Raw genomic sequence first — 22,018 nt, 5'->3', positions numbered from 1 at the left:
CAAAAGCGCTGATCGAAGAAGGCGACTGAAAGGTCGCCTTTTTTTTACCGGGGTATAGCGCAGTCCGGTAGCGCGCCTGCTTTGGGAGCAGGATGTCAGGAGTTCGAATCCCCTTACCCCGACCATATTCAGAAAAAAGGCGCCTCCATGAGGCGCCTTTTTTTTGCTCTGAATCTGGCAGTTGGGAATTGATGCTGCCAGGGTTTTCTATTCAGGCATCAAGCCGTTCAACTCCCCATACGTGAAACCCTTCAGTGCCTGCGTATCCAGCCTGCCGCGTTCCTGAAATGAGCGCGCGAGTCCTTCCATTGCTCCGTATAGAAATTCCGCGATGCTTGAGCCTGCACTCAAGCGCCTGACGCCCAGACGCGCCAGCTCATCCGGCGCGGGCAGGGCGTCACGCGCCAAAAGATTCACGGGCAGCCTCGATTCTTTGCACAGGATCCCTATCTCGGCCGGGTCGAGCATCCCGACGGCGAACAAGCCATTGGCGCCCGCTTCTGCATAAAGCGCAGCACGCCTGATGATCTCTTCGAGCTTTCGATCATTGGGCAAAAGGTTTTTCAGGTAAATATCGCTGCGCGCATTCACAAACAAGTTAACGCCGCGTTTTTCGGCTACCTCCCTGGCGACATTTATTTTGCGCACCAGTTGCTCGGGCGGCCCAACGCCATCTTCAATATTGATCCCCACCGCACCTGCCGCCACAACGGCATCGATGACGTGTGCAACGTGTTGCAGGTCGTCGGAGTATCCGCCTTCGATGTCCACGGTCAGCGGCACACGCAGCACCCGCGTCATGGACTCAACGTTGGCGGCCAACAGTGCCAGAGGGAGCTGATTGCCGTCTGCGTAGCCATTCGACCATGCCATACCGGCACTGGTGGTGGCGATTGCTGCGGCGCCCAGTGACTCCACAATCCGTGCGCCACCTGCGTCGCTTACGTTGGCCAGAATCAGCAGGCCCTGGTTGTGCAAATCGTGAAAAACAGTGTCCAGTGACGTCATGTTATGTACCTCCGTGCAGCTTTACGGGTCATTGGTGTTGGCGGCGCGGGTGGACGCGGGCGCTGTCCTTACGTCCGCCGCACCTGTGAGGATCAAGCCTTTATCACCTCGGCAGACCAGCCCAGCACGCGCTTGGCTTTCTCGTTGCTGACGGTTGGATTGTCCTCGGTAATGTTGAAAATACCCCCTTCCTCTGTCTGCAAGGCCAGCAAGGCGGCGCGCGCTGCGGCGTTTACATGCACGGGACTTGCACCGCTGGGCTCATCCGTGCCGGTGCCGGGCCCGTACAGTTGGCCATAACGCAGAACCGTGCCATGCAGTGTGGGTTCGCTCAGTACCTGATGTTCCAATGCTGCCACGCCTCCCACACTTATGCGGCGGGCACCCTCGGCCTCTACGTCCAGGGGATGGGTTTCCAGATAGGGCGTTTCGCCTGGGCAGTAGGCCCAGGCAATGCTTTGGGCGACCAGGCGACTGGCACCCGCGGCCTTTGCCGCAGCCACCAGATTGTGCGTCCCTTCGGTGCGGATGCGTGCGTTGTTTTCCACGGCCTTGGCCATCAGCTCGGGACTCAGCCCGCGTGGCAGATCCGTAAGTTGATGCACGACCCCCCAGGGCTGTATGCCAATCAACGCTTCCTCCAGGCGTTTCGCGTCGTAAACGTCAACGACCACCGCCGTTGCACCTGCCGCTTCGATGTCCTTCACTTTCTCGCTGTGACGCGTGGTGCCGTACACCTCGAATTGCGCTTCGACCAACAACTTGATCAAGGCGGTACCGATGACACCGGATGCGCCTGCGACCAGAACTTTACGCGACATTGCAATTACCTCTTTGAGCATTCATCGGGAACGAAGCAGGCCTGCGGCCAACACTTCAGAGACAACCATCCTAGCTGCTGTGAGTGATTCTCCTAGGGGCAAAAAACGTAAAACAGCCCATGACAAGAGTTGTCAGTCCCGAGGCTGCGGGCGCCCAGCCTTGTTTCAAATTCGATTTCTTGTCGTGTTCCAGTTGTCGAATCTTGTCCCTTAAACGGCCAGGTAGATCGGCCTACAGTCGCCGCATCGAAGACACCCTGGCGTCTGAATCGGACGACCAGTCAAGAATGAGAAGCTGACATGCCCGTATACCCCTCCTGGAAATTCGCGCTGATCCTTGCCCGTGTCGCATTAGCCAGTGCATTCCTTTCTGCGGTTGCCGATCGATTCGGCTTTTGGGGCGCGATGGGTCAGCCCGGCGTGTCGTGGGGCAGCATGCAAGGCTTTTATCTGCACGTGGCCAAGTTGGTGCCATGGGCACCAGACATGGCCGTGCCGGCGCTGGCCTGGTTCGTCGACATTCTGGAAGCAGTGCTCGGCATTCTTCTGTTGGCAGGCATTCAACTGCGTCGCACCGCATGGGTCAGCGGTGTCCTGTTGCTGGTGTTCGCCATCAGCATGGTGCTGTTCCAAAGCCTGAAGTTGGCCCTGAACTTCAGTGTGCTGACCTGCAGTGCCTGCTCCTTCCTCCTCTATCTGGCCTACGCCGCACCGCGCGACGTCGAGCCTGTGGCTGTGCCCCCGAAAGACGTTTGAGCTATTTCACTTCACACGAGAGATCCAAGGATGAACCCGATTACCCAGCAGCAGGCATGGGACACATTGTTCGCAGATCCGGAACTTGGTGCAGGAAACTTCCTGTCCAAGTCGGTAGCAGCCTACGGTCGGCTTGAAGCTGATTTTCTGTTCCTGGAGAAGGCGTTCGTGGGGCCCAGTGGTGAGTCGCACGAGGCATTCTCTCTGGACAGCCTGCACCACCAGGTGAAGCAACTGGCAGGCTGGTACCTGGGCTGCGGGGTGAGTGCAGGGCGTCACGTGTGTCTGTATCTGGGAGATGGCATCCCGTCTTTTCTGCACTTTCTGGCGTTGGGCACGTTGGGTTGCGTTCCCGTGTTGATCAACGGGCATCTGCGCGCCGACATCGCCACGCTGTACGCACAACGTAATCGGTTCGATATATTTGTGTGCGATCAGGAGACCCGCTCGCGCTGGAATCTGACCACAGAACTCGAAGGTCTGACGGTGCTGGATGCCCACTTTCGCGAAGGCTCGCCAGTCGCCTGTCTGCCGGTTCCCGAACAAGGCTGGCCGGTCACGAGAAAAGCTGAAGACATCATCATGGTGTGCCACAGCTCGGGAACCACCGGGATTCCCAAAGCCGTGTTGTTCGGCCATGAACAATTCTTCAATGGCAAGCGCGAGCGCCTGCGCAGCTTCGTGGAAGGCCCCGACGACAAACTGGCCACCGCCATGCCGCCCACTCATGCCGCCGGTATCAGTTACCTGATGACGGCCGTGATGCTGCAGTTGCCAACCCTGTCGCTAAATACTCAAACGGGTTCGGTGCTCGCTCACATGCTGGCGAGCTTTCAGCCCACGATCGTGACAGCGTTTTCGCAGAGTTATGCCTCGCTTGCCGAACTGAATTTGCCTGATGGCTACCTAGGCAGTATTCAACGTTTCTACAACACCGGTGATACCGCACACGAGGCGCATATTCGAGCGTTGTTGCGTCTGGCGCCCGAGGCTCGATTCACTGACATGTTCGGCGCCTCGGAGCTTGGGATGTCGCAGTTTTTCAAGGTGTCTCGTGAGGGCAGCGTCGCGAGCAAGCGTACCGTCGGACATGCCGCCAGCTATGCCCGCTGCGACATTCTTTCAGCGCAGGGCGAATTGTTGCCGGATGGCACCGCGGGCTATTTCGGCGTGCGCTCCCCCACGGTTACACCGGGCTACTACGGTCAACCGCATCTCACGGCGCTGACTGAGCTGAACGATTACTGGCTGACAGGCGACGTGGGCTTGCGCATGGCCAATGGCGAATTCGTTCACCTTGACCGCATCGTTGACACCGTGCCGAGCAACCTTGGCGTTTCTGTCTACACCCTGTTGCTCGAAGAGCATTTGCTGGCGCTGCCAGGCGTGTTCGACGTCAGTGTCGTGGGCGTGTCCCGCGGACCTACCCGTGAAGAAGCCGTGCTGATACTGGTTCGTGGGCAGGACGCGGGTGTGGATGCCGATGAGGTGCTGCAGCATGCCATGACCTGCTACCCCTTCCAGGGACGAGGCGAGCTGCCAGGCTACACCCTCTGTGCTGGCATTCTGGCAAACACTTATGCGCTGCCGGCCGGCTCGACCGGAAAGATCCTCAAGCGCCAGATACGTGAGCACTTCTGGAACTGGCAGCGCGACTTTGACGAGGGCGACCGTTCAGTGCTGAGCGACCTGGTCTGGAACCAGTTTCTGCGTGAGCCGCCGTTGGCGACGACGCCGGTCAGCCTGCTGGAATATCTGCAGCCATGAGCACCGTATCGAGTCAGGACAGTGCTGTGTCAGAGGCAGTGTTTGCACAGCGGATCGACCGAGGCGACAAAATCGAGTCCCAGGACTGGATGCCCGAAGGCTACCGGCGCACGTTGCTGCGCCAGATCTCGCAGCATGCCCACTCGGAATACGTGGGCATGTTGCCCGAAGGTTTCTGGCTGACACGTGCGCCCAGCCTGCACCGTAAATGCGTGCTGTTGGCCAAGGTTCAGGACGAGGCCGGTCACGCCCAATATCTTTACAGCGCGCTGGAAAGCCTGGGTGTCGATCGCGACGAGGCGTATCAGGAGCTTCTGGCCGGGCGCGCGAAGTACCTGAACATATTCAATTATCCCGCGCTCACCTAGGCAGACGTTGGCATGATCGGCTGGTTGACCGACGGCGCTGCCATCGTCAATCAGGTCCCGCTGTCTCGCAGCTCTTATGGTCCCTACGCCCGGGCCATGGTGCGCATCTGCCAGGAAGAGAGTTTTCACCATCGCCAGGGTTTTGATTTGGTCCGCAAGCTGGTGGAAGGCACGCCCGAGCAACGGCTGATGGCGCAGCAGGCACTGGATCGCTGGTGGTGGCCGACGCTGATGGTGTTCGGTCCGCCGGATGCGGATTCACCCCATTCCCGGCAATCGATGAAATGGGGCATCAAGCTGTACTCCAACGACACCCTGCGTCAGAAATTCATCGACCAGACGGTCCCGCAGATTCACCACCTGGGCTTGAGCGTGCCCGACCCTGATCTGCACCTGAACCCGCACACGGGCCACTATGAAAGCGGCCCTATCGACTGGTCTGAATTCCGGCGCGTGATTGCGGGTAACGGGCAGTGCAACCGGCATCGCCTCAACAGCCGTCGGCGCTCCTGGGATCAGGGCGCCTGGGTTCGCGAGGCCGCTGCCTGCCATGCCGCCAAACAGGCAGCCCAATCTGCGAACGGGGGTGATGAGCATGCCGAATGAACTGAACACCTGGGAAGTTTTCGTGCGTAGCCAGAACGGTATTGCCCACCGTCATATCGGCAGCGTCCAGGCCAGTGATTCGCAGATGGCCCTGCAGTACGCGCGCGACGTGTACACCCGGCGGGATGCGTTTGTCAGCCTGTGGGTCGTGGCCTCCGAACACGTGATCAGCAGCGCCGATCAAGACCAGGCTGCCTGGTTCGAAACCGCTCACGACAAGGATTATCGCCAGGCGACTTATTACCCGGTTCCCGACGGAGTGCAGCATCTATGAACCTGTCGGCCTCCTGCGACACCTCGTTGTCGGACTACCTGCTGCGCCTGGGCGACAACGCCCTGATCCTGTCTCAGCAGCTGTGTGGCTGGTGCGGGCACGCACCGACGCTGGAAGAGGACGTCGCACTGAGCAACATCGCGCTCGATCTGCTGGGGCAAGCCAGGCTGTGGCTGGAGTACGCCGGCGCCAGCATGGTTCCCGTTCGCGATGAGGATGACCTGGCCTACCACCGCGACGCCCATCAATTCACACATGTGCTGTTGGTGGAGCAACCCAACGGTAACTTCGCGGACACCCAGGTTCGGCAGTTTCTTTTCGATAGCTGGCATTGCCTGCTTCTGACCGAATTGTCCCGCTCCACGGAGCCGCGCATAAGCGCCATAGCAATCAAGGCGCGCAAGGAAGCCACCTACCATCTTCAGCACAGCAGCCAGTGGATAGTGCGCCTGGGCGATGGTACCGAGCGCAGTCATCGATACGCTCAGCGTGCGCTGGAACAGTGCGTTGACTACGTCGGCGAACTGTTTGCAATGGACGCGGTTGATCACGAGATGGTGCGTCTTGGCATAGGTGCCGACCTGGCCGCACTGCGACCACAGTGGCAGGCCTACGTGGAGCAGGTTCTGGCAGCAGGCAATCTGGTTTACCCGGCGAGTGCGCTCAGCGTTCAAGGTGGCAGACACGGCCAGCACAGCGAATTGCTGGTGGGGCTGCTGATGGAAATGCAGCACCTGGCACGCAGTTATCCGGGGGCTCAATGGTGAACCCTCATCAGGACGCCACGCAGGAGCAGGGCACGTCGGGAATCTGGGCACTGTTAGCTGAGATTCCAGACCCGGAAATGCCCTACATATCCATCGTTGACCTGGGCATTGTCCGCGAAGTGCGCTGGCAACCCGATGCCTTGAACGTGGTGCTGACACCCACCTACAGCGGCTGTCCGGCGCGCCGTGAAATTGAGCAAAGCGTGCGTGATGCGCTGCACCGAAACGGTATTCAGACGCTGTGCATCGAGACTCGCCTGCACCCGGCATGGACCACCGAGTGGGTCACCGCGCTGGGCAGAGAAAAGATGCGCGCTGCGGGTATCGCGCCGCCCCTGGCAGTGCTCGCAGAGTGGCAAACCTTGACGTTCTGGCCCTCGTCCAGTGACGCGCCCCGACCGCAGTGCCCCCACTGCGGCGCGGCGCAGACACGGCTGCAAAACCCGTGTTCAGGCAGCCGCTGCAAAGCGCTCTACCACTGCGATGCCTGCCGTAATCCGTTCGAGTATTTCAAGAGCTTTTGACTTTCAAGGGAATGACCATGTCGCAGTTCTTTGCTCTGACGCTCGCCCACGTACGCCGTGATACCCCGGACAGCATGGTGCTCACGCTCAATGTTCCCCACGAGCACCGGGCGCGTTTCGCCCATCGGGCGGGGCAGCACCTGACACTGCGCGCCTGGGTGGATGGGCAGGAGCTGCGCCGCTCCTATTCGCTGTGCAATGTGCAGGGTGATGGGTCCCCACAGTTGGCCATCAAGCGCATCGCCGACGGGCAGTTTTCCCAGTGGGCGCATCGGCATCTGCAGGCGGGCGCGGTGATCGAAGCAATGCCACCGACCGGAAGCTTCGGGCTTGAAAGTCCGTGCGGCGCCCCACGTCATCACGTCGCCTTTGCGGCCGGATCAGGCATTACGCCGATTCTGTCCATTCTGGAAACGGCGCTGCGCGATGAGCCAACCAGTCGCTTTACCCTGGTCTATGGCAATCGCGATCTGGCCTCCGTGCAATTTCGCGAGCGCTTGTGCCAGCTCAAGAACACTTACTTGACCAGGCTTTCCATTTTTCACTTTTTCAGCAATGAACCGCAGGACGTCGAACTGTTCAGTGGTCGCCTGGATGAGCGCCGTTGCGGGTCACTGCTCACCAGTTGCGTGCAAGTGTCCACCATCGACCACGTCTATCTATGTGGTCCGGCCGCCATGATGAAAGGCGTCAGCTCGGCCTTGCTGGCCAAAGGGTTTCCGGCCGGACGAATCCGCCAGGAGCGTTTCGGCACCGATCCCGCCGTGCGGCCGCCTTCGAGTGTGACTGTCTCGGCGTCCGGGGTCCAACTGACCGTTCGCATTGACGGTGCCACGCGACGATTGCGGCTGGCGTCGGGTGCCAGCTCCTTGCTCGACAGCATGCTCGCTGCCGGACTGGCGCCGCCTTACAGCTGCAAGGCCGGCGTCTGTGGAACCTGCCGCTGCAAGGTGCTGGAAGGCGAGGTGCAGATGCAATCGCCGCATGCGCTGGGACCTTCGGAAGTCGCTCAGGGCTACGTGCTGGCCTGCATGAGCAGCGTGCAATCCCCGACACTTGAGCTGGCATTCGATTAAGTGACTTTTATCCGCACTCAGGAAGACCGCTCAATGAACTCCGACACATCGATGTCTCGCGGCGTATTGGCCTTGTATTGCCTGGCGACAGGTTTCTCCGTGGCTGCCGTGGTGTATCACCAGTCAATGACTTTTCTGATTGCGGCGTCTTTCGGCCTGCCAGTCGACGCACTGTGGAGCCTTTCGCTGGCGACTCAGTTGGGCTACGGCGCGGGTCTTGTTTTGTGTCTGCCTCTGGGTGATGTGCATCCACCGCGCGTATTGATTCCTGGCGCACTCCTGTTGCTCGGCGTGACATTGCTGCTGCTGTCGGTGGCCCCGACGCTGACGGTGGTGATTGTTCTGTGTGCAGTGGCGGGCGTGCTTTCAGTCGGGGGTCAGCTGTTGATTGCGCATTGCGCCAGGACCTGTCTGCCCACCGAGCGGGCAGCTGTGATCGGCAGTCTGCTGTCTTCCCTCTTTGCCGGATTGCTGCTGGCTCGGGTATTGGCAGGTTGGGGTGGGGAGGTGGTTGGCTGGCGTGGCATGTATCTGGTGGTGGGCATGCTTACGATGACACTCGGGCTTTTGATCCGTGCGCACCTGCGCATCGTGCCGCCATGTGAGCCCATCGGCTATGGCGTGATACTGATCCGGCAATATCGACTGTGGATGGCCCATGCCCCGCTGCGCCGACTCGCACTGATCGCGGCCTGCTTCTTTGCGGCGTCCAACGGTATTTGGGCCAACCTGGGTTCGCTCACCCACACCACGCTTCAATGGAGCACCGCGCAGACAGGCTTGCTCGCCTTCACATCACTGGCGGCATTGCGCTCTCCCATGCTGGCCGACTACCTGCAACGCAAGATGCGATGGCAGGCCGTGGTCATGCTGCTGGGCACAGGTCTCATGCTCGTCTCGCTGGCCGGGGCCTTGATGGGCGCGCATGTCGTGATGATCGTCGTATTCCTGGTGGTTGCCGATATTGCCGTTCGGTCGGTGCAGGCCCTGACCCAATCGCGGGTATTGGCGATCAATCCAGCTGCCGCCTCCCGTCTCAACAGCCTTTACATGACCGTGTTTTTTCTCGGGGCGGCCGTTGGCTCATGGCTTGGCGGCGTGGCTGTGCACCACCTTGGCTGGCTGGGCATGTACCTGTTTCCGCTGTTCTGCACGCTGGCAGGTCTTGGGCTTCTGGTGTTCAGCGGGCATGACGAGTCAGACCCCACACTGTCGCCGGTGCTGCCCCAGCAGCCTCGTCCCTGAGATTTTCGATGTGCACATGCACCCAACAAGTTGCTTCCAGCCCCAACCCTGTAGTCCGATTTTTCAAGGAGATCCCCCTGTGCAAGCTATTGCGATCAAACCTCAGGAAGTAACGTCGTTGACAGGCATCAGCCCGCTCTGGTCTGACTGGCTTGTCGAGCAGGACCTGACTCGACTGGTTCAACACCCGCTGCTCGTGGCACTGGCGCGCAATGAGGTCAGTCTCGCGTCCCTCAAGACGATGCTGATCCAGCATAGCCACTACTCGCGCCATTTCACGCGCTACCTGTGTGCCCTGATGGGGCAGCTGGAGCATGCCGAAGATGTGCTGGCGTTGATGGATAACATGCGCGAGGAGATGGGTGTAGACGGTCAGGACCGTATTACCCATGCCGAGCTTTACCAACGTGCATTGCGCGTCCTGGGCGTGTCGACCGCTGATGAAGCGGCGCTGCCCGAGACGGCTGCGATGGCGCGCACCATGCTCGACCATTGCCAGAACAGCGACGCACTGGTGGGCTTGGCCGCCCTGTGCCTGGGGGCCGAAGCCATTGTTCCGCTGATCTATCGCCCCATCCTTCAGGCCCTGGAGCACAAGGGTTACGGCGAAGACGTCACGGAGTTTTTCAAGCTGCACATCGAAGAGGACGAAGATCACGCGCTGACCATGCTGGCGATCATGCAGCGCCTGATTCAGGGCGACGAAAAGCGTCATGCGCTCGCCAGGCGCATTGGCCGCGAACTGATCGACTGCCGCATCGCAATGTTCGACGCGATCTGGGCGCAGTCGTTGGTCGTGGCGGTGGCCGAGACCGGGCACCGTGAACAGGCAAGTCGCTTCAGCTCTGCCGATTTCTGGCGCGTTCCCAACCGTTTGCAGGCACGCCTGCCTGAACGGCTCAGCCACAGCCAGGTCATGCAGGCCAGCGATCAACACGACGCAACCTTCTCTTCCCAGCGAAAACACAAGGTGCATATCGTCGACCTGCCGAGCCACAGCATCAGCATGACTTTGGGACGGTTGGACGTGACCGAAGCCACGCGGCTGCACCGACATAATTACGAGACACTGATTTACGTGATCCAGGGCGAGGGTTATTCACGCATTGGCGACCGCAATGTGCCGTGGTGTGCCGGTGATGCGTTTTACGTCCCGGTCTGGGCCGAGCATCAGCATGTCAATACCGGTGGCGGAGAATGCGTGTACCTGGCGTGTGAAAACGCTCCCATGCTGCAAAACCTGGGCGGTATCGCGCTGCGCGAAGAACTGGGTCCGGTCCACGCCTGAAAAACCGTCTGCCGCGTGATTGACTGCGCGCGGCAGTCTCCGCCTCTGAAACTCCACAGGACTGAGATCGACCATGCTGATTTCTCCCTCCGCCAGGCATCCCGATAATGGCAAGGCCGAATATTCGGCAACGGGAAGCAGCGGCCCTGAAGGCACGCTGCCTTTCAGGGCGCAGGCCCCCGCACCCGTGAACCTGGCCGCGCGGCTCATCGCGAGCCGCAGCGACAGCGACCGCCTCTGTTTTCATGGGCCGGGTTTTCAATTGAGCTACCGTCAGTTGGACCAGGCAGTGCGAGTCCAGGCGTTTGAGCTGTGCCAAAAGGGCGCCAGGGTCGATGACCGCATGTTCATCGCACTCGACGATGGTGCTGAACTGGCCATCCTCTTCTTCGCCGCATTGGCAATGGGGGCGCTGCCTGTCTTGCTCAATCCCAGGCTGGACGCGGCCGCTGTTGTTCAGTTGGTAGCGGATGCCCGGCCGACACTGTGTTTTGTCCATTCAGCGGCTGCCGAGCAATGGCGCGGCGCGCCAGGCCTGCATGTGCTGGAAGGCGACGCTTACAGCGGCTGGTTGAGCGCGTACTCGCCGAAGACTCATTGCCAGGCGTTTGCGCTCAAGGACCCCGGAGCGCCGGCCCTGATCCAGTACACCTCCGGCAGTACGGGTCAACCCAAGGGCGTGTTGCACAGTGCCCGTTCCATCCTGGCCTGCTGCGAGGATTTCGCCGTCAGGCAATTGGGGCTGGGCGAAAACGATGTGTTGTATTCAGTGCCCAAAACCTTTTTTGGTTACGGGATGGGCAACAGCCTGTTTTTTCCGCTTTACACAGGCGCCAGTGCGGTGCTGGACAGTGCCTGGCCAAGCGCACAGCGCGTGCGCGCCCTGCTGAATCAATACCGACCCAGCGTATTGTTTGCCGTGCCGACGCTGTACGCAATGTTGCTGGACGAGGCAATCGAGCCGACTGAGCTGGCACTGCGACTGGCCTTCAGCGCAGGCGCACCGCTACCAGCCAATATCGCCCTGCGCTGGCAGCAGCGCTTTGGAATCGGCTTGCACGACGGCATTGGTGCGACCGAGCTGGGTCATGTGTTCGCGACCAGTTACCCGGATGCCCAGCACCCTGGCAAGGTCGGGCGCATGTTGCCGGGCTGGGAGTCACGGATTGTGGACGCAGGCGGCCAGAGTGTCGTACCCGGTGAGTGTGGCGTGCTGCTGGTCAAGGCGCCCGGCATGGCCGTGGGCTACTGGGAGCGCCCGGACGATCAGGCAGAGCGCTTCAACGACGGCTGGTACCGCACCGGCGATCTATTCAGCCAGGACCGGCAGGGGCTACTGAGCTTTCATGGCCGAGAAGATGACCGTTTCAAGGTCTTCGGTCGCTGGGTGGTGCCCGTGGAAGTCGAAAATCTGCTGATCAGCCGGCTGCCAGAGCTGCGCGATTGTTATCTGGTGGCGGGTTGCACCGAGGATGAGTGTCGCCCAGTGCTGTTGGTGCGAGCCTCGGGTGCGGTAAACGATCTGACAGGCCGCATCGAAAACATCCTGCAAACGCAGCTGGAGAGCTACAAGCGCCCGGTTCGTATTGCATGGCTTGACGAACTACCTTTGAACCGCAACGGCAAGCCTGACCGCAGGGCGATGGCGCACATGGCCGATCAGTTGCTGCGTAGAGAAGTGGAGACCCCCGCATGTTGAGTCCTGAAGATTTTTTTGCTTACGGCGACGCAGGTTATAGCCACGTTCCACTTTGGCAACAGTTGACTTTGCCGGCAGGCGTTCAGGCGCTTTCGCTGTATGAGGCGCTGGCCAACCGGGGTCAGGATTACCTGTTCGAGACGGGGCAGTGGCAGCAAGGTACGTACGCGCAGACCTGCTCTGTGATCGGCCTGCCTTGCAGGCAGCGTGTAGAACTGGACGAAGGTGTCATGCGTGTTTACAGCGACGGGCAACTGGCTAGCGTCACCGAGTCGCCAGACCCACTGGCAGCGTTCTCTGCGCTGCAGGATGAGTTCCGCATTCCTCAGTGCCCTGGCCTGCCGCCATTCAGCGGCGGCTTCTTCGGCTATTTTGGCTTTGAGACGACGCGGCTTATCGAACCTCGCTTGCGCAACGCGCCTCGCAAACCTTCGGGCTTCGGTCTTCCCGACGTGCTGCAGTTGATCAGCACCGACTTGATCGTACTGGACCATGTCGAGCAGCAGATTTATTGCATCGTGCATGAACGGCCCAGGGCGCTTGGCGACTATCAGGCAGGGCAGGATCGACTCAATCAACTGGTGGCCCGTGTTCGTCCTCTGCTTGTCCCGAGCGCACCGAGCACGCGGGCAGCGCCCACCCCGCTTTCAGAGGCCGAATCGTCCTTCCCACGGCCAGCCTTCATTGAGGCTGTGACGCGCATCAAGGACTACATTGCGGCGGGCGATGTGATGCAGGTTGTCCTGTCCCAACGCATGAGCCAGCCCTTCGAGCAGGATGCGATCAGTTTGTATCGCTCACTGGCGCAATTGGGGCATACGCCGTATCGCTATCTGCTGAACCTGGGTGATCACCAGGTGGTCGGCGCGTCTCCGGAGATGCTGTTCCGACAAGCCGGCCAACGGGTCACGACCCGGCCAATGGCAGGTACTCGGCGCCGCGGCGATTCGGCGGCCGAAGACGCTCGGCTCAAGGAAGAACTACTGGCCGACCCCAAGGAAGTGGCCGAGCACATGATGCTTGTGGATTTGTCACGCAATGACCTGGGCCGCCTTGCCAGCGTCGGGAGCGTGCAAGTGTCGCAACTATTGGACGTCGAATATTTCTCCCATGTCATGCACATCGTTTCTACGGTTATTGGCGACGTGCCCGACAGTGTCAGCGGCCTGGAACTGCTCAAGAGCCTCTTTCCGGCAGGCACGCTCAGCGGTGCCTCGAAGGTGCGCGCACTGGAAATCATCGCCGAACTTGAACCGCACGCCCGAGGCGTTTATGGGGGAGCGATCGGGTACCTGGACTGGAGTGGCCGGGCCAACCTCGCCATCGCCATTCGAACGGGACTTCTGCATGAGGGGCGTCTTTACGTGCAGGCGGGCGCGGGCGTGGTGCAAGACTCAGTGGCCGAACGGGAATGGCAGGAGACCATTGAAAAAAGCCAGATCATTCGCGTCGCAGCAGCGCGGAGCAAAACGGCCACGCCCTACCAGGAGGTAGCGTATGCACTTAATGATCGATAACTACGATTCTTTTACCTATAACGTTGTGCAATATCTGCGCATGCTCGGCGCCGATATAGACGTGCGCCGTAACGATGATATTTCACTGCAACAGATAGAGGACATGAAGCCCGAGTCGCTGATCATTTCGCCGGGTCCCTGTTCGCCCGCCGAGGCGGGTATATCGCTGTCAGCCATCAAACACTTCGCACAGCGTTTACCGATACTGGGCATCTGCCTGGGGCATCAAAGTATTACCGCAGCTTTTGGCGGCGAAGTGCGCCGTGCCCGCGAGGTGTTACATGGCAAGGTGTCGCGTATCTGTCATGACGGACGCGATCTGTTCGAGGGATTGCCGACAGAGTTGCAAGTGGCGAGGTATCACTCGTTAGTTGCCGGCGAGTTGCCGAGTGAGTTGGTGGCGACGGCACACGTCCTGGATCAGGACGGCAAGCGGGGCGAAATTATGGCGCTGCGTCACAGGGAACTGCCCATTTATGGCCTGCAGTTTCACCCCGAGTCATTGATGACGCCAACCGGCATGACGATGTTGGCAAATTACCTCCAACAGGTTGCGCAGGGTCAGGCCCTTCGCACTGTTGCCTGAACAGACCCCGTGGAACACATCATGGAAAATCCGCATTTCTCCAAAACCTATCTGATCCGTTTTCAACACTGCGACCCGGCAGGCATCGTTTACTTTCCCCAATATCTGGTGTTAACAAACTGGCTTGTGGAGGACTGGTTTACCGAAGGCTTGAACATCGATTTCTCTGACCTTATCGGTAAGCGCCAGTTGGGACTTCCGCTGGTAAAACTGAACTGTGAATTTACAGCGCCCTCGCGTCATGGAGACCAGCTGACATTTGATTTACGCGTTGAGCGCCTGGGTCGAAGCTCGTTGACTGTTGTTATCGAAGGGCATGTCAACGGCGCTTTGCGCATGCGCAGCCAACAAACGATGGTCCAAACCTGCTTGACGGACGGAACGTCCACGCCAATACCGGCAGATATTCGCCGTTCGGTGGGTCACTTTATTCCCGTGGCCGAGGGTGCCTTATGAATATCCTTCAACCACCCGGCTGGGATCGTCCGCGTGGCTACGCAAACGGTATTGTCGCACGCGGGACGCTGATTTGCCTGTCTGGCCAGTTCGGCTGGGACGCTCAGAGCCGTCTGGTCAGTGATCGGTACGCAGAGCAGGCGATACAGGCGCTGCGTAACATAGTCACGGTGCTGGCAGAGGCGGGCGCTCGTCCGGAGCATCTGGTTCGTCTCACCTGGTATGTCAGTGATCGGGATGCCTATTTTTCCGAAGGTCGTGAAGTAGGGCTCGTTTACAAGACGTTAATAGGGCATTACCCACCCATGAGCGCTTTCCAGGTGCAAGGTTTGATGGTGGAGGGCGCCAAAGTGCAGATTGAGGCCATGGCGGTTATTCCTGACTAACGCGGGTCATCAACGTTGCCGGTGTGGCTCCACACTCAAGCGCAGTTGTCGAGCCAGACTGGCGGCCTGCTCCGGCGTAGCGATATTGGCAAATCCCAATAGCAGCCCTTTTCCACAATCATGTTCGATGCTGCGTGCCGACAATGACGCTATGCCGAACTGGTTGTCACGGGCACGCTGCGCCATCAGTTGGTCGTCGTCTTCCGGAGCGAGCCTGGCCAGGAGATGCAATCCTGTCGCCGGGGCGCTGAACGTTGCTCGCCCGCCAAACTCTGCCGTGAGGCTGTCGATTACCAGGGTTCTTCGTTGTGAGTAAGCCGCTCGCATCTTGCGCAAGTGTCGGGCGAAATAACCATTTTGCATGAATTCGGCGACAACAGCCTGGCTCAACAATGGACAGCCATCGTTGAGTTGATGGCACGCATTTTCAAATACTGAAACCAGCTTTTTGGGAACGACGAGATAACCAAGCCTTAATGACGGACTCAGCACTTTGCTGAATGTACCCAGGTACAGCACCTTGCCATTCGCGTCCAGGCTGGACAGTGCCGGCAGCGGCCGCGCGTCATAGCAATATTCACTGTCATAGTCGTCTTCAATGATGTAGGCGTCGTTGTGAGTGGCCCATGCCAATAGTTCAAATCGCCGTTTAAGGGATAACGTGACGCCGAGCGGACTTTGATGCGCGGGTGTGACCAGTGCGAACTTCGCATGCAGGGCGCGGGCTTTTCCGTCCTCCACTCTGAGGCCCTCTTCGTCCACGCGTACGGGTACAAGTTTGGCGCCCATCTGCGTCAGCAAGTGACGGTTAGGCGGGAAACACGGATCTTCTATCCACACCTCGTCCTCGGGTTTTATCAGCGTGCGGCCTACCAGTCTGAGTGCGCCTTGATAGCCCGCCGTGATGAATACCTGCTCCGGCGAACAATCCACTCCCCTCGATAGTTGAAGGTAGGCGCATACGCTGTCTCTGAGCGGTTGATAGCCTGTCGGGGTTGGATAGTTGAGCATCCTGTTCTGCAGCCGCATTTGCCTGGCGCTCAAACTGGACCACAACTTGTGCGGGAACAGGTCCAGTGCCGGTAAACCCAACTGATAAAAGAGTGGGCTGTCTGGCACTGCCTTTTCATGCCGCGCGCCAGGGCCGGTACTCTTTATGAGTGGCTTTGAAGTTTGGGGGTGTCCCTGCTGGGGTTTTCTTATGGAGGGCGTTGTTGAAACGTAGGTGCCCGCCTGACCGCGGGCTTCCAGATATCCATCGCTCATGAGCATGTTGTAGGCAATTTCAACGGTGTTCCTTGACACGTTCAACTCGCTTGCCAGCGAACGTATGGAGGGAACTCGCTGCCCAGGTCTTAAAGTCTCCTGGTAAATGGATCTGGCGATTCTGGAATAAACTTGTCTATACAGGCTTGGTCTTTCCATGATCTGCCTTATTAACTCTGCCGATTGCCGCCCATGTCCGACCCGTTTCGGGCTCACAAAATCCGCGTGGGCACGGATGTCGAGCGATAACGAAACCCGTGAATTGTATCTTATTATTACGATCTAAAGTGCGCAACTTCTGTTTTTTTATAGCTTTATCGAATAAGAATGGCGCTTAAAGCGCATTATTCCCGCCGGTCGTCGCCTGTATTGAACCATTCATGCCGTCAGCAGGGCATTAGCGGGCAGAGAGCGAGCAAGCTCGCTCCTGTGCGGATAACGTCAGTGCAGCTTCAAGCGCGGCTCCGTGCCCCGCCCGATCTTGCTGCCCAGCATCAACATCGCCGTACGAAAGAACCCATACAGCGCCACCTGGTGCATGCGGTACAGCGACACATAGAACATGCGCGCCAGCCAGCCCTCCAGCATCACGCTGCCGGTCAAATTGCCCATCAAATTACCCACCGCCGAAAACCGCGACAGCGAGATCAGTGACCCGTAGTCAGTGTACTTGTAGGTGGGCAGGTCCTTGCCTTCGATGCGCAGCTTCAACGATTTGGCCAGCAACGACGCCTGCTGGTGCGCTGCTTGTGCGCGGGGCGGCACGTTGCGGTCGGTGCCAGGTTGAGGGCAGGCGGCGCAGTCACCGAAGGCGAAGATGTTTTCATCGCGGGTGGTCTGCAAGGTTGGCAATACTTGCAACTGGTTGATGTGGTTGGTCTCCAGCCCATCAATCTCCTTGAGGAAGGCCGGTGCGCGAATGCCGGCTGCCCACACCTTGAGGCTTGCGGGAATCGCCTGGCCGCTGCTGGTGATCAATGCGTCAGCGGTCACTTCGCTCACCGCTGCATTGGTCAGCACCGTCACGCCGAGCTTCTCCAGGGTTTTATGCACAGGCGCGCCGATGCGTTCCGGCAGCGCCGGCAAGACCCGAGGTCCGGCTTCGATCAGGGTGATGTGCATGTTTTCCGGTTTGATGCGGTCCAGGCCATAGGCGGCCAGTTCATGGGCGGCGTTATGCAGCTCGGCGGCCAGCTCCACTCCCGTGGCGCCGGCGCCAACGATGGCCACGCTGATCTGCTCAACGGCATCGGTCTGCCCGGCATGGGCGCGCAGGTAGTGATTGAGCAACTGCTGGTGGAAACGCTCGGCCTGTTTGCGAGTGTCGAGAAACAAACAGTGCTGCGCCGCGCCCTCGGTGCCGAAATCGTTGGTGGTGCTGCCCACTGCAATCACCAGGCTGTCATAGCCCAGCACCCGTGCCGGTACCAGTTCGCGACCTTCTTCGTCGAGGGTGGCAGCCAGCTGGATTTTCTTCTGCTCACGGTCCAGCCCGCTCATGCGGCCCAATTGGAACTCGAAGTGATTCCATTTGGCCTGGGCGACGTAATTGAGTTCGTCCTCCGAAGAGTTCAGGGAGCCGGCAGCCACTTCATGCAGCAGCGGTTTCCAGATATGGGTCAGGTTGGTGTCCACCAGCGTGACGCTGGCGGTACCGCGTTTGCCCAGAGTCTTGCCCAGGCGGGTAGCCAACTCCAGGCCGCCGGCGCCGCCGCCGACGATGATAATACGATGAGTCATGGGGGTATCTCGCAAGGCTAAAGGAAATCGGAGCCGTTACCCTCGCGAGCGCCAGGCAGCTCATAGCGTCAGGTAACTCAAAAGGGCGGATAGGCATTCTGGTAGACGTTGCAACTGGGCGCCACGTTACAGGCGCGGTCTCAGAGGCTGATGCCCACATCGAACACTATGCTGCGCCCCAGATTGTTGCGCAAGAAATCCGGGGCGTCCGGCTGGGCGAACAGCACGCGGGCAAACGTGGGCCCTACCAGCGACAGTGAGCGCCAGCCCTGGCGCAGGTATTCGGTTGGCGGAGGGAAATGGCTGTTGAGGTCCAGCACTTCGCGCTTGAGGCTGGTGAACGCGACGATGTCCAGCTCGCCCAGGTCCATGCCGCGCTCTTTATAGTTATGCGCTTTTTTGCGCAATGTCGGCGCCAGACGCAGCAGGAACTCATGGGCGGGAATGCGTCGCGGCTTGGCTTCGCGCCGCACCAATTGGCTGAGGGAAAACGCACTGCGCCTGCGCAGCAATTCATCGCGCCACTCATCGTTAAGACGGCGTCCCTCATCGAGCACGAAAAACACCTCGAAACTGGCGTCGCGAAACAGCACATCCGGTGGTTCCTGCCCGGCGGCGTGAAACTCTTCGGCACGGTAGGGCACGTTCAGGCCTTGCAGCAGGCGCTGGCAGACCCAACGCTCACGCTCCCATTTGCGCGCATTGGACAGGAAAGCATTGGCTTGTTCGGCCGCCACGGTGAGCAGGCGCAAATAATCTGAGTCGTCCATGCCTGCAGCTTAGCGTTCAAACGATGATCGCAGGAAGTCCCGCTTTTATGTGACCTCAGTGTCGCGGCGGCAGATCCTCGGAGAACAGCTCGTCTTCGGCATCCGGCGCCACCGGAATCTTGTGCTCTTCGGCAGCCCAGGCGCCCAGGTCGATGAGTTTGCAGCGGTCCGAGCAGAACGGCCGGTTGAGGTTGCTCGCTTTCCATTCCACGGGGGCGCCGCAGGTTGGGCAGTCGACGGTCAAGGGTTGGCTCATGATCGGCCTCCACGCAAAGTAAGGTAAAAGTGGTGCAGTCGCTCGACCTCGCCGTGCAGCCAGGCGAGGTCCTGGTCATTGACCAGCACGTCATCGGCATGGTTCAGGCGGTCTTCGCGGCTGGACTGGGCCTTGAGAATCGCCTGCACCTGTTGCTCGCTGATGCCGTCGCGCTGCAGGGTACGCTGAATCTGCAGCGATTGCGGCACGTCAATCACCAGGATGCGCTGGGTCATGCTGTACTGCCCGGATTCGATCAGCAGCGGCGACACCAGGATGGCGTAGGGGGACCGCGCACGCGCCAGGTGGCTGCGGATTTCCTCGGCGATCAGCGGGTGCAGCAGGGCTTCCAGCCACAGGCGTTGTTCGGGAACCTCAAAGATCAGCTTGCGCAACGCGGCACGGTCCAGCTTGCCGTCGGGCATCAACACGCCGGCACCAAAGTGTTCGGCGATGCGTGCCAGCGCCGGGCGACCGGGCTCGACCACCCAGCGGGCGGCGTGGTCGGCGTCGACCAGGTCGATGCCCAGGTCGATAAAGTGCTGGGCCGCCGCGCTTTTACCGCTGCCGATGCCGCCGGTGAGGCCGAGAATCCAGGGTGTTGCCACAGAAGAGGTCATCTGAAACCGACGAACTGCAAATAGAAGTCGGTTATTTGACCACCCCAGAGCAGCGCAATCCAGCCAGCAATTGCCAGATAAGGACCAAACGGTATCGGCGTGGAGGCCTGGGTCTTGTTCAGGCGCATCAGGATCAGCCCCGCGATCACGCCCAGCAGCGATGAAAGCAACAGCGTTATCGGCAGGATTTGCCAGCCGCCCCAGGCGCCGATCAGTGCCAGCAACTTGAAGTCGCCGTAGCCCATGCCGTCCTTGCCAGTCACCCGTTTGAACAACCAGAACACCGTCCACAGGCTCATATAGCCAAGCACCGCACCCCAGAACGCCTCGTGCAGTGTCACCAGCAGGTCGAAGCTGTTGCCGATCAGTCCCAGCCATAGCAGGGGCAGCACCAGCACGTCCGGCAGCAATTGATGATCCACGTCGATCAGGCTCATCGCCAGCAATCCCCAGCTCAACACCAGCGCGGCGCCTGCCTGCCAACCGAAACCGAAATGCCACGCGACCACGGCCGAGACCACGGCGCATGCCAGTTCGGTCAGTGGATAGCGCGCACTGATCGGTTGATGGCAATGGGCGCAGCGTCCCTTGAGCATGAGGTAGCTGAGCAGCGGAATATTTTCCCAGGGCCTGATCGGTCGAGCGCAATGAGGGCAGCAGGAATTCGGGTGCATCAGGTTGTACGTCGGCCCGGCGGGCTCCACGGGCAAGCCGAGCATCTCGCGGGCCTGTTCGCGCCAGTCCTGTTCGAGCATCGTTGGCAGGCGCCACACCAGCACATTGAGGAAACTGCCGACGACAAGACCGAGTACCACCGCCAGGGTGACGAAGGCCCAGGGCTGCTCTATCAGCAGCAGGTTCAAAACGCCGTACCCAGCTGGAACACCGGCAGGTACATGGCAATCACCAGCGACCCGACGATGCCGCCCAGCACCACCATGATCAACGGTTCCATCAGACTGGTGAGATTGTCCACCTGGTTATCCACATCGGATTCGTAGTGGCTCGCCACCTTTTCGAGCATGCGCTCGAGGGTGCCGGATTCTTCGCCGATGGCGGTCATCTGGATGGCCATGCGCGGGAACAGTCCACTGTTCGCCATGGACTGATGAAGTTGCATGCCCGTGGATACATCGTGACGCATATGCTCTATCGCCTGTTTGAACAGCCCATTGCCCACCGCGCCAGCCACGGACTCCAGGGCTTGCACCAACGGCACACCGGCGGCGAAGGTGGTTGAAAGCGTGCGGGCATAGCGGGCGACTGCGGATTTTTTCAGCAGTGTACCTGCCAGGGGAAGCTTCAATACACCGGCATCCAGCCAATGACGGAATCCAGGTGAGGTAAGGCAGGCATGGCGCGCCCCGAAAAAAACCACCGCCAGCCCCAGTGCAATGAGCCACCAGGCTTGCTGCATGAACGCCGACAGCGCGATGACCTGCAGGGTAAAACCAGGCAACGTGCCGTCGACCCCGGCGAACAATTGCTCGAATTGTGGCACCACGTGGATCAGCAACACGCTGCACACGACGCTGGCAACCACGATAACGGCGCTGGGGTAGGTCATCGCCTTCCTGATCCTGGCCTTGAGTTGCTCAGTCTTTTCCTGATGGACGGCCACGCGCTCCAGCAGCGTTTCCAGTGCGCCCGCCTGCTCGCCAGCCGCTATCAGGTTGCAGTACAAGTCGTCGAAGTGGCGTGGCTGTTTACGCAATGCCTGCGCCAGGCTGTTACCAGCGGCAACCTGCTGTTTCAAACCCCTGACCAGCGCCTGCATCTGTCGATTCTCAAAGCCTTCGCTGATGATGTCGAAGGCTTGTAACAGCGCGATTCCCGCCTTGAGCAGCGTGGCCAACTGGCGGGTAAAAAGCGCTATATCCGACGGTTTGATCCGCTGGGCGAGGCCTGGCAGCCCTGGGTGCTTTTTACGCACACGGCCAGGGCTGATCCCCTGCTGGCGCAGCTGCGCCTTGACCAGCGCAGGGTTGTGCGCTGTGGTCTGCCCCGACACTCTGCGCCCTTTGCGATTGATGCCTTCCCAGTCGTACGTCGTTGAAGCGTTGTTCATGTCACGGGTCCGTACTCACGTCGTTGAGACTTACAGCTTAGGCACAGGAATGACGCGTGCAGGCTCGTCTCGAGAGGCAAAATGTCAGAATGTGCGACCAAGCGCGATTGAGCGCCTGCGCATGAGTACACTGGCGCCGTTGCCGACTGCGGGG

General features: G+C 59.9%; 22 protein-coding genes, 1 tRNA gene and 1 pseudogene. 15 read left to right on the top strand and 9 right to left on the bottom strand.

Features of this window, described 5'->3' with window-relative positions; all coding sequences use genetic code 11:
* Positions 1-48: 48 nt before the first annotated feature.
* A tRNA-Pro gene (locus tag TU79_RS04895) sits at positions 49-125 on the top strand.
* Between the two features lie 82 nt (positions 126-207).
* Here TU79_RS04895 and TU79_RS04890 read toward each other — a convergent pair.
* Both TU79_RS04890 and TU79_RS04885 read right to left on the bottom strand, forming a co-directional pair.
* Positions 208-1,008, bottom strand: a complete 801-nt coding sequence (locus TU79_RS04890; protein WP_057006964.1) for an isocitrate lyase/PEP mutase family protein — start codon at positions 1,006-1,008, stop codon at positions 208-210.
* A gap of 92 nt (positions 1,009-1,100) precedes the next feature.
* Positions 1,101-1,829, bottom strand: a complete 729-nt coding sequence (locus TU79_RS04885) for an NAD-dependent epimerase/dehydratase family protein (RefSeq protein ID WP_057006963.1) — start codon at positions 1,827-1,829, stop codon at positions 1,101-1,103.
* A 300-nt stretch (positions 1,830-2,129) separates the two neighbouring features.
* On the opposite strand from TU79_RS04885, the gene TU79_RS04880 reads away from it, so the two are divergent.
* The 14 genes and pseudogenes from TU79_RS04880 to TU79_RS04810 all read left to right on the top strand — a co-directional run bounded on the left by TU79_RS04880 (position 2,130) and on the right by TU79_RS04810 (position 15,144).
* Positions 2,130-2,585, top strand: coding sequence for a hypothetical protein (locus TU79_RS04880; protein WP_057006962.1), 456 nt, complete (start codon positions 2,130-2,132; stop codon positions 2,583-2,585).
* A 30-nt stretch (positions 2,586-2,615) separates the two neighbouring features.
* Entirely contained in the window at positions 2,616-4,352 is a 1,737-nt protein-coding gene (locus TU79_RS04875) for a class I adenylate-forming enzyme family protein (protein WP_057006961.1), read from the top strand.
* Positions 4,349-5,326, top strand: a pseudogene (gene paaA, locus TU79_RS04870) (1,2-phenylacetyl-CoA epoxidase subunit PaaA). The gene TU79_RS04875 and the pseudogene paaA overlap by 4 nt, the downstream one beginning before the upstream one ends.
* Entirely contained in the window at positions 5,316-5,600 is a 285-nt protein-coding gene (gene paaB, locus TU79_RS04865) for a 1,2-phenylacetyl-CoA epoxidase subunit PaaB (RefSeq protein WP_139136803.1), read from the top strand. Before paaA ends, paaB begins: the two are co-directional and overlap by 11 nt.
* The gene (paaC, locus tag TU79_RS04860) at positions 5,597-6,367 is read left to right on the top strand and encodes a 1,2-phenylacetyl-CoA epoxidase subunit PaaC (RefSeq protein WP_057006959.1); all 771 of its coding nucleotides are present in this window, start codon (positions 5,597-5,599) and stop codon (positions 6,365-6,367) included. Before paaB ends, paaC begins: the two co-directional genes overlap by 4 nt.
* Positions 6,361-6,891 carry a 1,2-phenylacetyl-CoA epoxidase subunit PaaD gene (gene paaD / locus TU79_RS04855; RefSeq protein WP_057006958.1) on the top strand — a complete coding sequence of 177 codons (531 nt, stop codon included), beginning with the start codon at positions 6,361-6,363 and terminating at the stop codon, positions 6,889-6,891. The genes paaC and paaD overlap by 7 nt, the downstream gene beginning before the upstream one ends.
* A 17-nt stretch (positions 6,892-6,908) precedes the next feature.
* Positions 6,909-7,967, top strand: coding sequence for a 2Fe-2S iron-sulfur cluster-binding protein (locus TU79_RS04850; protein ID WP_069665390.1), 1,059 nt, complete (start codon positions 6,909-6,911; stop codon positions 7,965-7,967).
* A 33-nt stretch (positions 7,968-8,000) separates the two neighbouring features.
* The gene (locus TU79_RS04845; protein WP_057006956.1) at positions 8,001-9,212 is read left to right on the top strand and encodes an MFS transporter; all 1,212 of its coding nucleotides are present in this window, start codon (positions 8,001-8,003) and stop codon (positions 9,210-9,212) included.
* 79 nt (positions 9,213-9,291) lie between these two features.
* Complete coding sequence (locus TU79_RS26410; protein WP_197675635.1) at positions 9,292-10,500, top strand: iron-containing redox enzyme family protein; 1,209 nt, start codon at positions 9,292-9,294, stop codon at positions 10,498-10,500.
* 73 nt (positions 10,501-10,573) lie between these two features.
* On the top strand, positions 10,574-12,199 hold the full coding sequence (locus tag TU79_RS04830; RefSeq protein WP_082638353.1) for an AMP-binding protein: 1,626 nt from the start codon (positions 10,574-10,576) through the stop codon (positions 12,197-12,199).
* Positions 12,193-13,716 (top strand): anthranilate synthase component I family protein, encoded by a 1,524-nt coding sequence (locus TU79_RS04825; protein WP_057006955.1) that lies wholly within the window; start codon positions 12,193-12,195, stop codon positions 13,714-13,716. Before TU79_RS04830 ends, TU79_RS04825 begins: the two co-directional genes overlap by 7 nt.
* Positions 13,697-14,302, top strand: coding sequence for an anthranilate synthase component II (locus TU79_RS04820; protein ID WP_057006954.1), 606 nt, complete (start codon positions 13,697-13,699; stop codon positions 14,300-14,302). The genes TU79_RS04825 and TU79_RS04820 overlap by 20 nt, the downstream gene beginning before the upstream one ends.
* 21 nt (positions 14,303-14,323) lie before the next feature.
* Positions 14,324-14,758, top strand: a complete 435-nt coding sequence (locus TU79_RS04815) for an acyl-CoA thioesterase (RefSeq protein ID WP_057006953.1) — start codon at positions 14,324-14,326, stop codon at positions 14,756-14,758.
* Positions 14,755-15,144 (top strand): RidA family protein, encoded by a 390-nt coding sequence (locus TU79_RS04810; protein ID WP_057006952.1) that lies wholly within the window; start codon positions 14,755-14,757, stop codon positions 15,142-15,144. The genes TU79_RS04815 and TU79_RS04810 overlap by 4 nt, the downstream gene beginning before the upstream one ends.
* A gap of 9 nt (positions 15,145-15,153) precedes the next feature.
* Here the strand turns inward: TU79_RS04810 and pdxR are convergent, their stop codons facing one another.
* From pdxR to TU79_RS04775, 7 genes are all read right to left on the bottom strand, one after another.
* Positions 15,154-16,569, bottom strand: coding sequence for a MocR-like pyridoxine biosynthesis transcription factor PdxR (gene pdxR / locus TU79_RS04805; RefSeq protein ID WP_069665386.1), 1,416 nt, complete (start codon positions 16,567-16,569; stop codon positions 15,154-15,156).
* A 282-nt stretch (positions 16,570-16,851) separates the two neighbouring features.
* On the bottom strand, positions 16,852-18,150 hold the full coding sequence (locus tag TU79_RS04800; protein WP_057006951.1) for an NAD(P)/FAD-dependent oxidoreductase: 1,299 nt from the start codon (positions 18,148-18,150) through the stop codon (positions 16,852-16,854).
* Between the two features lie 140 nt (positions 18,151-18,290).
* Positions 18,291-18,920, bottom strand: coding sequence for a DUF1780 domain-containing protein (locus TU79_RS04795; protein ID WP_057006950.1), 630 nt, complete (start codon positions 18,918-18,920; stop codon positions 18,291-18,293).
* Positions 18,921-18,975: 55 nt separating this feature from the next.
* Positions 18,976-19,176: a DNA gyrase inhibitor YacG gene (gene yacG / locus TU79_RS04790; RefSeq protein WP_057006949.1), complete on the bottom strand. Its 201-nt coding sequence runs from the start codon at positions 19,174-19,176 to the stop codon at positions 18,976-18,978.
* The gene (gene coaE, locus TU79_RS04785) at positions 19,173-19,796 is read right to left on the bottom strand and encodes a dephospho-CoA kinase (RefSeq protein WP_057006948.1); all 624 of its coding nucleotides are present in this window, start codon (positions 19,794-19,796) and stop codon (positions 19,173-19,175) included. The genes yacG and coaE overlap by 4 nt, the downstream gene beginning before the upstream one ends.
* Entirely contained in the window at positions 19,793-20,659 is an 867-nt protein-coding gene (locus TU79_RS04780; protein ID WP_057006947.1) for a prepilin peptidase, read from the bottom strand. The genes coaE and TU79_RS04780 overlap by 4 nt, the downstream gene beginning before the upstream one ends.
* Positions 20,656-21,864, bottom strand: coding sequence for a type II secretion system F family protein (locus tag TU79_RS04775; protein ID WP_057006946.1), 1,209 nt, complete (start codon positions 21,862-21,864; stop codon positions 20,656-20,658). The genes TU79_RS04780 and TU79_RS04775 overlap by 4 nt, the downstream gene beginning before the upstream one ends.
* Between the last annotated feature and the right edge of the window lie 154 nt (positions 21,865-22,018).

The sequence above is a fragment of the Pseudomonas trivialis genome, from assembly GCF_001439805.1.
GTDB classification, from domain to species: Bacteria; Pseudomonadota; Gammaproteobacteria; order Pseudomonadales; family Pseudomonadaceae; genus Aquipseudomonas; species Aquipseudomonas trivialis.
This window is presented reverse-complemented; position numbering and strand designations above follow the sequence as displayed.

What these genes read in the sequence shown, in the direction of transcription:
- TU79_RS04890 (WP_057006964.1), bottom strand. Translation starts at nt 1,008, where the DNA reads ATGACGTCACTGGACACTGTTTTTCACGATTTGCACAACCAGGGCCTG.
- TU79_RS04885 (WP_057006963.1), bottom strand. Translation starts at nt 1,829, where the DNA reads ATGTCGCGTAAAGTTCTGGTCGCAGGCGCATCCGGTGTCATCGGTACC.
- TU79_RS04880 (WP_057006962.1), top strand. Translation starts at nt 2,130, where the DNA reads ATGCCCGTATACCCCTCCTGGAAATTCGCGCTGATCCTTGCCCGTGTC.
- TU79_RS04875 (WP_057006961.1), top strand. Translation starts at nt 2,616, where the DNA reads ATGAACCCGATTACCCAGCAGCAGGCATGGGACACATTGTTCGCAGAT.
- paaB (WP_139136803.1), top strand. Translation starts at nt 5,316, where the DNA reads ATGCCGAATGAACTGAACACCTGGGAAGTTTTCGTGCGTAGCCAGAAC.
- paaC (WP_057006959.1), top strand. Translation starts at nt 5,597, where the DNA reads ATGAACCTGTCGGCCTCCTGCGACACCTCGTTGTCGGACTACCTGCTG.
- paaD (WP_057006958.1), top strand. Translation starts at nt 6,361, where the DNA reads ATGGTGAACCCTCATCAGGACGCCACGCAGGAGCAGGGCACGTCGGGA.
- TU79_RS04850 (WP_069665390.1), top strand. Translation starts at nt 6,909, where the DNA reads ATGTCGCAGTTCTTTGCTCTGACGCTCGCCCACGTACGCCGTGATACC.
- TU79_RS04845 (WP_057006956.1), top strand. Translation starts at nt 8,001, where the DNA reads ATGAACTCCGACACATCGATGTCTCGCGGCGTATTGGCCTTGTATTGC.
- TU79_RS04830 (WP_082638353.1), top strand. Translation starts at nt 10,574, where the DNA reads ATGCTGATTTCTCCCTCCGCCAGGCATCCCGATAATGGCAAGGCCGAA.
- TU79_RS04825 (WP_057006955.1), top strand. Translation starts at nt 12,193, where the DNA reads ATGTTGAGTCCTGAAGATTTTTTTGCTTACGGCGACGCAGGTTATAGC.
- TU79_RS04820 (WP_057006954.1), top strand. Translation starts at nt 13,697, where the DNA reads ATGCACTTAATGATCGATAACTACGATTCTTTTACCTATAACGTTGTG.
- TU79_RS04815 (WP_057006953.1), top strand. Translation starts at nt 14,324, where the DNA reads ATGGAAAATCCGCATTTCTCCAAAACCTATCTGATCCGTTTTCAACAC.
- TU79_RS04810 (WP_057006952.1), top strand. Translation starts at nt 14,755, where the DNA reads ATGAATATCCTTCAACCACCCGGCTGGGATCGTCCGCGTGGCTACGCA.
- pdxR (WP_069665386.1), bottom strand. Translation starts at nt 16,569, where the DNA reads ATGGAAAGACCAAGCCTGTATAGACAAGTTTATTCCAGAATCGCCAGA.
- TU79_RS04800 (WP_057006951.1), bottom strand. Translation starts at nt 18,150, where the DNA reads ATGACTCATCGTATTATCATCGTCGGCGGCGGCGCCGGCGGCCTGGAG.
- TU79_RS04795 (WP_057006950.1), bottom strand. Translation starts at nt 18,920, where the DNA reads ATGGACGACTCAGATTATTTGCGCCTGCTCACCGTGGCGGCCGAACAA.
- yacG (WP_057006949.1), bottom strand. Translation starts at nt 19,176, where the DNA reads ATGAGCCAACCCTTGACCGTCGACTGCCCAACCTGCGGCGCCCCCGTG.
- coaE (WP_057006948.1), bottom strand. Translation starts at nt 19,796, where the DNA reads ATGACCTCTTCTGTGGCAACACCCTGGATTCTCGGCCTCACCGGCGGC.
- TU79_RS04775 (WP_057006946.1), bottom strand. Translation starts at nt 21,864, where the DNA reads ATGAACAACGCTTCAACGACGTACGACTGGGAAGGCATCAATCGCAAA.